We start from the raw sequence: 2,894 nt of genomic DNA, 5'->3' as shown, positions 1-2,894 counted from the left end.
GTTTCTAGAGACTGATTTCCATAAATAAAAGCCTACAAAAATCAATATAAATAATGCAAAATAAAAATAATACCTCATGTAGCTTAAACCTGGATAGCTAAACAAAATTGCTATCGGAAAAACAGTGAATACAAGTAACAAAATAGAAAGTTGCTTGGTTTTTTTTTCGCCATAAACTACAGGGAATGTTCTGTAATTATTGGCGATGGCGCCTTTTATATTTTGTAAATCTTTAATAAACTCACGTACCATAATGACCAAAAATAAAAAACTTGCATGCACAAAAATTATTTTAGAAAAATTACCAAAATAGACAAAAACTGCAAAAAAAGGCAATACTGTTAAAATTGTAGCAGAAATTACACCAATTAAAGGATACTTTTTTAGTTTGTGAGAATAAAACCAAATGGCAAAAATATAGACCGCAAAAAACAAGGCTGCCCTCCACGAAATTAAAATACCAAAACAGAAACCAATAAAATTTAGTAAAAAATAAAGCTTTAATTTGGTTTCTTGTTTTACATAATTGTCTAACCCCGTTTTTACAGGCCTGTTTATTTTATCTACTTTAACATCGTAAAAATTATTAATAATATAGCCACCTGCAATTACAAAAACGCAGGCTAATACTAAAAAAAGTAAATGCGCATCAAAAACTACATCTCTTAAAGATTTAGTTGGCGAAAAAATAAAAATTGCGGCTAAGTATTGTGCTGCTACTAATACCAAAATATTGTAACCCCTTACAGCAGAAAATAAACTAAAAAATTTAAGTGTTAATTGCTTTAGTTTTAAAGAGCCCATAAAATAATTTAAAATCTATAAACTAATTCTAGCTTATAATCTTTTAAACTTTTTTGTGCTTTTGCATAATCTTCAGTAAAACCTAAAATATAACCTCCACCACCAGAACCACAAAGTTTTAAGTAGTAATCGTTGGTTGTAATTCCATTTTCCCAAACTTTATGAAAAGCAGTTGGTATCATTGGTTTAAAGTTCTTTAAAACTATTTTAGATAAAGATTTTACGTTGCCAAATAAAGATTTTACATTTCCATGTAAAAAATCGTCTATACAAGCATCTGTAGTCGTCGCAAATTCTTCGCTAATCATTTTTCTAAAACCTTCGTTTTTCATCTTATTCATAAAGATGTTTACCATAGGTGCAGTTTCTCCTATTTGTTCTGAATCTAATAAAAATACTGCGCCTTTACCTTCTTTTTGTGATGGAATTCCTGCAGGCTCTATATTTTCTTTAGAATTAATTAAAATTGGTAAACTTAAATAACTATTTAAAGGATCTAAACCAGAACTATTGCCATGAAAAAATGATTCCATTAAGGAAAAAACCTTTTTTAAATTCAGCAATTTATCTCTTGTTAAATTTTCTAAAACCGTAATTTTATCAGTTGCATATTTATCATAAATAGAAGCTACTAAAGCACCAGAACTTCCTACACCATAACCTTGCGGAATAGAAGAATCGAAATACATACCTTCATCAATATCTCTTTTAAAATCCTTTAGATTAAAGGAAACTAAATCGGTTTCTAATGTTGCCAAATAAGTATAAAAACGCTGTAAACTTTCGTTAGAAATTTTAACTTTACCAGTAAGTTTAGTAGATGTTTTTAAAGCACCTCTGTATGCGTTAAATGGAATTGCTAAACCTTTAGAATCTTTTATAATTCCATATTCTCCAAAAAGAAGAATTTTAGCATAAAATAATGGTCCTTTCATTTTTTCTTTAAATAGTATTACAAAAATACAAATTATAATCTTAATGGAAACTTAAATAAATTTAGTTGTTTTTGTAGTAGGTTTTCCAAACACCTACTTTTTCGCCTTTTTTAAACCTTCCTTTTTGTTTTATTTTTCCGTTTTTATAGTACGTTTTCCACATACCATCTTTCAGGCCTTCTTTGTATTTACCCGTAGTTTTTAAATCACCAGAACTGTAATATTCCGAAAATTTACCATCTGGTTTTCCATTCACATAAAAAACTTCCTTTACTTTTTTACCAGTTATATAATAATCTATTACCCATTTTTTTTCTTGTGTAGATTTAGTTAAGGGTCTATAATAAACTGCTTTTTGTTTTGTAGTGATATTCCAATTAGCATCAAAATATATATTTTCTTGTGCAATCGTTTTAGCGCTATAAAAAGCACAAATAAAAAAACCGATTGCCACTATATACTTCATAAAAAAATATTAATTGTTGGGTTTTAAACTTGTTTTGCACCTAACCCAACATGATCGTAAATATACTGTTTTTTCTGACAATACACAGATAACTCACTATGTATAAATTGATTAACACTTTCTTTTTCAGAAAACGGGTACAATACGTGTACATTGGCACCTGCATCTAATGTAAAACAAATATGGCTGTTATTTTTTTGTCGATATTCCCATATTTTATTGATGATTTCTAAGGTGTTTGGTTTCATCAAAATAAAGTAGGGGTTACTAGTTAACATCATTGCATGAAGTGTTAATGCTTCACTTTCTACTAAACTTACAAATTCCTTAATGTCTCCATTTTGCAAGATTTTATATAATTTACCTAAATTTTCATTGGCTTGTGTAAATCGATTTTCTGCAAAAGGATGATTTTGCATTAAATTATGACCTAAAGTACTAGAAACTTGTTTTTCACCTTTATCTACCAATAAAATTGTATCTTGATAATCTTGGAAAACCGAATGCACCTTGTGAGGAAATTTTACCCCAAATAAATCAGAACTTCCTTCGATCTCTGGGTGATCTCCCCAAACAACTAAAGGCCCCTCTATACTTCTACTTGCGCTACCAGACCCTAATCTTGCTAAAAAAGACGCTTTTTTATTGATAAACTCTTCAGACAAACCCTTATGTAATTTACTTTCTAA

At 28.9% G+C, this 2,894-nt stretch carries 4 protein-coding genes; all 4 read right to left on the bottom strand.

Going from position 1 to position 2,894, the window contains the following annotated elements; translation table 11 throughout:
- Positions 1 to 804 (bottom strand): geranylgeranylglycerol-phosphate geranylgeranyltransferase (locus ACTG3S_RS10080; RefSeq protein ID WP_439129232.1); only part of this gene is annotated, 804 nt, incomplete at its 3' end.
- Positions 805 to 812: 8 nt separating this feature from the next.
- A complete protein-coding gene (locus tag ACTG3S_RS10075) occupies positions 813 to 1,739 on the bottom strand; it encodes a mevalonate kinase family protein (RefSeq protein WP_439129231.1) in 927 nt (308 codons plus the stop codon).
- Positions 1,740 to 1,800: 61 nt separating this feature from the next.
- Positions 1,801 to 2,205, bottom strand: coding sequence for a toxin-antitoxin system YwqK family antitoxin (locus tag ACTG3S_RS10070; protein ID WP_439129230.1), 405 nt, complete (start codon positions 2,203 to 2,205; stop codon positions 1,801 to 1,803).
- 23 nt (positions 2,206 to 2,228) lie between these two features.
- Positions 2,229 to 2,894: diphosphomevalonate/mevalonate 3,5-bisphosphate decarboxylase family protein (locus tag ACTG3S_RS10065; RefSeq protein WP_439129229.1), on the bottom strand; the 666-nt coding region annotated here is incomplete at its 5' end.

It is taken from the genome of Polaribacter sp. (assembly GCF_965656025.1).
Lineage (GTDB): Bacteria > Bacteroidota > Bacteroidia > Flavobacteriales > Flavobacteriaceae > Polaribacter.
This window is presented reverse-complemented; position numbering and strand designations above follow the sequence as displayed.

Bases quoted from the DNA above. Each gene is read 5' to 3' on its own strand.
- ACTG3S_RS10075 (WP_439129231.1), bottom strand. From the start codon at position 1,739: ATGAAAGGACCATTATTTTATGCTAAAATTCTTCTTTTTGGAGAATAT.
- ACTG3S_RS10070 (WP_439129230.1), bottom strand. From the start codon at position 2,205: ATGAAGTATATAGTGGCAATCGGTTTTTTTATTTGTGCTTTTTATAGC.